Annotated in this window: 7 protein-coding genes; 2 read left to right on the forward strand and 5 right to left on the reverse strand. The window is 46.2% G+C overall.

Annotated elements, in window-relative coordinates:
• Positions 1-88 precede the first annotated feature (88 nt).
• The gene (locus AC5I6P_RS29150; RefSeq protein ID WP_495697285.1) at positions 89-334 is read left to right on the forward strand and encodes a hypothetical protein; all 246 of its coding nucleotides are present in this window, start codon (positions 89-91) and stop codon (positions 332-334) included.
• Between the two features lie 15 nt (positions 335-349).
• Entirely contained in the window at positions 350-1,984 is a 1,635-nt protein-coding gene (locus AC5I6P_RS29155) for a CASTOR/POLLUX-related putative ion channel (RefSeq protein WP_495697286.1), read from the forward strand.
• Between the two features lie 136 nt (positions 1,985-2,120).
• Here AC5I6P_RS29155 and AC5I6P_RS29160 read toward each other — a convergent pair whose 3' ends face one another.
• The 5 genes from AC5I6P_RS29160 to AC5I6P_RS29180 form a co-directional block, all read right to left on the reverse strand.
• Positions 2,121-2,636 (reverse strand): hypothetical protein, encoded by a 516-nt coding sequence (locus tag AC5I6P_RS29160; RefSeq protein ID WP_495697287.1) that lies wholly within the window; start codon positions 2,634-2,636, stop codon positions 2,121-2,123.
• A 118-nt stretch (positions 2,637-2,754) separates the two neighbouring features.
• Positions 2,755-3,411, reverse strand: a complete 657-nt coding sequence (locus AC5I6P_RS29165; protein WP_495697288.1) for a hypothetical protein — start codon at positions 3,409-3,411, stop codon at positions 2,755-2,757.
• Between the two features lie 35 nt (positions 3,412-3,446).
• Entirely contained in the window at positions 3,447-3,869 is a 423-nt protein-coding gene (locus AC5I6P_RS29170; protein ID WP_495697289.1) for a hypothetical protein, read from the reverse strand.
• Positions 3,870-4,083: 214 nt separating this feature from the next.
• Positions 4,084-4,590: a hypothetical protein gene (locus tag AC5I6P_RS29175; RefSeq protein ID WP_495697290.1), complete on the reverse strand. Its 507-nt coding sequence runs from the start codon at positions 4,588-4,590 to the stop codon at positions 4,084-4,086.
• A 127-nt stretch (positions 4,591-4,717) separates the two neighbouring features.
• Positions 4,718-5,185, reverse strand: a complete 468-nt coding sequence (locus AC5I6P_RS29180) for a hypothetical protein (protein ID WP_495697291.1) — start codon at positions 5,183-5,185, stop codon at positions 4,718-4,720.
• Between the last annotated feature and the right edge of the window lie 428 nt (positions 5,186-5,613).

Genomic DNA, 5,613 nt, shown 5'->3' on the forward strand with positions numbered 1-5,613 from the left:
GATTCGAGTTCGGGCTGTCGGTTTAGCTACCTTTCCCCAGGTCTAGAACACAACCTTACACTGCATACCAGCCAAGGAACATATGAGAATGGGTAGGATTGCCGCTACTGATCGACTACGCTACAAGTTTGATAACTTCATGTCCAAAGGCACGGCGGCGCTGATTATTGGTCTGGCATTGGTGTCTTTTGCATTCATCCTGGTGATGAGCTTTTTCGTCAGCTTTATCGGAATCGCTCCTGAAGGCGGCGAGCGTCTCAACCCGTTTGAGGCAATTTGGAGTGTCTTGATGCGTACCCTCGACTCAGGCGCAGTTGGCGGTGACACGGGTTGAGCCTTTCGCCTCACCATGCTGTTTGTTACGTTTGGCGGGCTCTTTGTCGTTAGCACCCTGATCGGTTTGCTCAGCACTGGCATCAATACTAAGTTAGAAGACCTGCGTAAGGGGCGATCGCGTGTCATTGAAGTGGATCATACGGTGATTCTGGGCTGGTCGCTGCAAGTCTTTACGCTCGTCTCTGAATTAGCTCTAGCCAATGCCAATCGACCTAATACATGCATTGTTATTTTGAGTGAAGAAGATAAAGTGCAAATGGAAACTGCACTTTACGAGACGCTTGGAAGACTTCACCATATTCGTTTAGTCTGTCGCACAGGTAACCCCAGCGACATGGCTGACTTGGGCATGGTAAGTATTCAAACCGCACGTTCAATTATTGTCCTAAACCCATCCCACGATCGCGCAGATATTCAACTGATTAAAACCCTGCTAGCAATTACCAGTATTCCTCGATCGTCTCCTCAGCCCTATCACATCGTTGCTCAAGTTCAGAACGCCAAAAGCCTTAGTGTGATCAGATTGATTGGACAGCACGAAGTCGAGGTGTTGCTCACGAATGACTTGATTTCACGAATTGTGGTGCAAACTTGTCGGCAATCGGGTCTATCCACGGTGTACATGGATTTGCTAGATTTCAGCGGCAACGAAATCTATTTCAAAGAGGAATCAGCTTTGCAAGGGCAGCCTTATGGTCATGCACTCCTGGCTTACAAAGACTCTACCCTGATTGGCATCAAACGTGCTGATGATACGATTTGGCTCAATCCACCTGCCGACATTCAGCTACAAGCAGGCGAACAACTCATTTTGATTAGCCAAGATGATGATACGATTCATCTCTCAAACCTCGCCGAACCACCCATTGATCATCAGTCAATTCTCTGCTTAGAGCGCGATCCTGCCAAAGCAGAGAACACCTTAATTTTGGGTTGGAGCGATCGCGTTTCTGACATTATTCAGCAGCTTGACCAGTATGTTGCACCAAGCTCCACCGTGACTGTCATTGCAGAGTTTCCAGAAGCAGAAGTTGATTTATCTCAAGAAACCTTGGGGCTACAGCGTCAAACGGTGCGATATCGGCAGGGAAATCCCACCGATCATACAGTGTTACAAGATCTGAACTTAGCGGATTATGATCATGCGGTTGTTTTGTGCAACCCTGACTTAGAGCCTGAACACGCCGATGCTCAAACCTTAGTAACACTATTGCATCTACGAGATATTGCCGATCGCAGTGATCACAACATTCAAATTGTTACCGAAATTTTGGATGTGCGTAACCAGGCGCTTGCTCAGGTGGCTCGCCCTGATGATTTTGTAATTAGTGAGCAAATTGTGAGCCGGATGCTGGCTCAAGTTGCTGAGCAGAAAAGCCTTAATGCTGTGTTTGCTGACCTATTTGGTTCAGAAGGCTCAGAAATTTACCTCAAGCCTGTAAATGACTATGTTGCTGTTGATTATCCTATCAATTTCTACACCGTTGTTGAGGCAGCTAAGCGGCGGGATGAGTCGGCAATTGGATATCGTCGCAAAACGGATGCTACTAACATGGCGAAGGCTTATGGAGTTGTGATTAATCCGAAAAAAGATCAACTAATCATCTTTTCGCCTCAGGACAACATCATTGTATTAGCTGAAACCTAAGTATTAGCTGTAACGATATTGATTGTGGATTTATTCTGGATCATTGGCGCGATTGGCTCCGCCAAGCTCCGGAGGATCGCTCTTGCTAATTTGCTCAACTAAATGGCAGAAACCGTTGAGGAATTGACGTAACTCATCAGGGTGAAGGCGATTGCAACTTCTGTAGCCGGAGGGTCGCCTCCTGAATTTGCGTTTGCAGTAGTGCTAAATTTGCTTCACTTGTTTTTCTGTTAACTTCCAAAATCTCAGTTTCTTTACGTAATCGAGCCATTCGCGCTCGATGATCCTCTGAGCGACCCGGCTGATAAATCACACCGAAAGAAACTGTGACGTTCGATGCCTCTGCTGTGTTGATACCCACCGATAAGTTCATACCAAAATCGTTTTCTGAGTTGACGTAAGCATTAGGTATCTGCAACGGCTGAATCGGGATACTCACAGATGTCGAGTTAGATGTTGAATTATTAACAGGCACTTGTGGGTTAGATTGCACAATCTGATTGAACGCAGAATTACTGCCGATCGCGCTAGTTTGATTGCTGGATGCGGTTTGAGCTTGAACAGGACTGATTGTAGTAGCCAACTCAGCGCAGATCAGCCCGATTGTGGTGAGAACTAATGCTTTAGTATGGCGCTGCTTAAAGAACTTCACGGTTATCTCCAAAGGGTTCGAGTTTCATCGTCTTAATAAGCCCAAAAATTGAAATGAGTATCAGTGGCAAGAAATAATTACAATACTTTTACGCTGCTATTTACGCTTTTTGACAATACTATCGAACAGTAATGACTAACACATGATTTAGTTTTCCATTACCATGTGTCTGTTGCGATACTTGCGTTCCTACTGCCGAAAGTTTGACTTGAATCGGTGTATTAGTTGAAGAAGAGTTACCACTAATTTCAACAGTTTTTACACCCTTAGATAAATAGGGAGAAAGATTAAAAGATGTGCTGCCCTTCAATACTCGAATTGCTTTACCGTCAACTTTTACGTGCCCAGTTAGAGTTGCACCTGGGGCCAAGATCGTCAGTTGACAGGGCTGTTTGAGTGCCCTAGCAGAAAGTGTAATCGACGATCGCTGCACTGAAGAAGAGCGAGAAGTTGAATAGGGTTCCATTTGCCAACCTGCGGTGCGATCCTTTAAAGTTTGGCCGAGTAAATTGTGGGAAGAGAGAGTCTGACTGCCATGATTCAATTCTAATGCGCCGGCTCTGGACTGGATGATCATCTTACCATTGCCAATTTGCAGCGAGGACTGAGCGAATCCAGTTTGAGCAATAAGACACAATAGAGTAACCAAAATTCCACAAGCAGAGGAGAGTTGAATGTTCATGACGATTGGGGTTCCGAATGGAGTAGGCAAGACCAGAATCCAGTTGCGAGCGACGAGAAGATCGATGGTGATATTGGCAACTGAATTCTGCATCAATTGGAATTGGAATCATTTGGTACATCTCATCATTAGCTGATGTTTGGCTTTGGTATGCCGCTAAAGAGTCCATTCAAAAACGATGGATCTAGTGCAGGACTATAGACATCAACTTGAGTGTTGACCGGAATCTGAATTGTCGGACCACCTAGACCCGGAACGTTTGGAACACCCTGCGCTCCATTGGTAATCGTAGAATTGCTGTTACGAATCTGCGTAGCATCACCAGGAGTAACAGCAGTCTGAGCATTTGTTGTCACGGCTGCTCTTCCAACACAGTCTCCTGTGCTTGCCATGTTGACGTTGTTTTCTTGCGTCGAAGGCGTGCGAGAGCCATGAATAGCTAGCTGGTTAGACACATTCAACATCACACATTGAGCAGAGGCAGCAGGCGTCAAGGATGGCAAGAAAGGCAGAAGCGCAGTGAGTAAGCCAAGGGAGAGGGGTTTGAACATAATAATCTCCAGAGTGTAAAGAGCGAAGGATAAGTAGAGATGAAGAGTGAGTAGCGACCAACGGACTTCGTGAAGCGAACCCCGTGAGTTTGGGAGAGCCAATCGTGCTCCCAAGAAATTCAGAAAGAAATTGCCGATTTTAGCAGCAGCGCGGTGAGGAAATCGGCAAACCTTAGCGCGGGGCGTCATCCAATTTTGTGGCTGATATACTTCCTTAATCTTGCAATACAGTTGCATCTGCTGCGTTACCTTGAACAGCAGAGTTACCTACCCCAACTTGGGTTGCAGTCTGAGCATTTCCTTGCAGCACTTGGCTACCGTTCACACCCATAGTCGGATAGTAAGGGAACGGGTAGGAATCCAAGCCTTGCAGTACATTAGCCGTGCTAGAGTTGCCTTGAATTGCCGTGTTGCCCACTCCAATTTGGTCAATGGCTTGATGATTGCCTTGTACAACCGCTGCACCGTTTACTCCGGAGAGTTGGCAAGGAGCAACAAAGCATTGAATTCCAGCGTAAGGGACGTCTCCGCCGAGTTGATTCACAACTCCAGTTTGCACATTGCCTTGCACTGCGACATTACCGCTACCGTTCTGCACAACATTTTGGTCAGAGGTCTGAATCACAGAGGCTGCGTTTTGAGCAAAGGCAGGAGCCGCCGCAAAACCACAGATTGAAGTAACAACAGCCAGTGCACAGAATTTGAAGGATTTAGCAGACATGATGTGAATTTCCCTAGGTTGATTAAGTTGAATGGTGGATGTTGGATGAATCAGGTGGAATGCCGATTTTTAGGATTGAGAAATCGGCAAACCGTAAGCGTGAGGATCAGTCATTCAAGAGTTGAGATTAGTGCTGAATCACGGTTGCATCGGTTGCGTTACCTTGAACAGCAGAGTTGCCGTAACCAGCTTGCAGAACTTCTTGCTGGCTGCCTTGTAGTACCGTTGCGCCATTGATGCCAGGAGCTGGGTAGTAGAAGGGATATCCAGGTGTACCTTGCAGAACATCGGCTGTGGTGACATTTCCTTGAACTGCGGTGTTGCCAATGCCTACTTGAGCGACTCCTTGCTCGCTACCTTGTTGAACAACTGCGCCATTAATTCCACCACCAAAGGGAAAGGGAACGCCAGTCTGAGTTACAATTCCTGATTGCATGTTGCCTTGTACTGCCACATTTCCCTGACCAATTTGAGCTGCGTTTTGCTCAGAGGTTTGAATCACAGAGGCGGCGTTTTGAGCAAAGGCAGGAGCCGATAACAATGTTGCAGATAGAAGACCAAACAAGGAGATTGATAGAGACTTTACGGATGCCATGATCGTGTTTCCTTTTTTGAGTAGAATGTGTTTGAGTTTGAGAATGTTTTCCGTCTCACTGGTTAACTACGACTCGTCTCTTAATTTATGCATCTTGCGTTGAGTGTTATGTTTTGAGTTGGCTCATCTGTTGCAAATGCAGTTACTTAAGCGTTGAGATTCGTGAGTTTCAAGGTTGTGATTTTGGATTGTTTTCTCTCACATCCAACACTACGACTCCTCCATCTGGTTTATGCAGCGTCCTCCAGATTTCTTCTAGGATTTCGCGATCGCAAAGGGATGAAATCTAGACTGCATCTAGATTCTGAATTTCGGGAGAATTCCAGATTCTTTTCGGACGTCCTAATTACAGGCTCTTCTAGCCGGGGTCTGCATGGTCGTGTTCTAGACATGGGGATTCATCAGTCAAACCGCCCGTCCAAATTCAT

The sequence above is a fragment of the Myxacorys sp. genome, assembly GCF_059501405.1.

What these genes read in the sequence shown, in the direction of transcription:
- AC5I6P_RS29165 (WP_495697288.1), bottom strand. Translation starts at nt 3,411, where the DNA reads ATGCAGAATTCAGTTGCCAATATCACCATCGATCTTCTCGTCGCTCGC.
- AC5I6P_RS29175 (WP_495697290.1), bottom strand. Translation starts at nt 4,590, where the DNA reads ATGTCTGCTAAATCCTTCAAATTCTGTGCACTGGCTGTTGTTACTTCA.
- AC5I6P_RS29155 (WP_495697286.1), top strand. Translation starts at nt 350, where the DNA reads ATGCTGTTTGTTACGTTTGGCGGGCTCTTTGTCGTTAGCACCCTGATC.
- AC5I6P_RS29150 (WP_495697285.1), top strand. Translation starts at nt 89, where the DNA reads ATGGGTAGGATTGCCGCTACTGATCGACTACGCTACAAGTTTGATAAC.
- AC5I6P_RS29180 (WP_495697291.1), bottom strand. Translation starts at nt 5,185, where the DNA reads ATGGCATCCGTAAAGTCTCTATCAATCTCCTTGTTTGGTCTTCTATCT.
- AC5I6P_RS29170 (WP_495697289.1), bottom strand. Translation starts at nt 3,869, where the DNA reads ATGTTCAAACCCCTCTCCCTTGGCTTACTCACTGCGCTTCTGCCTTTC.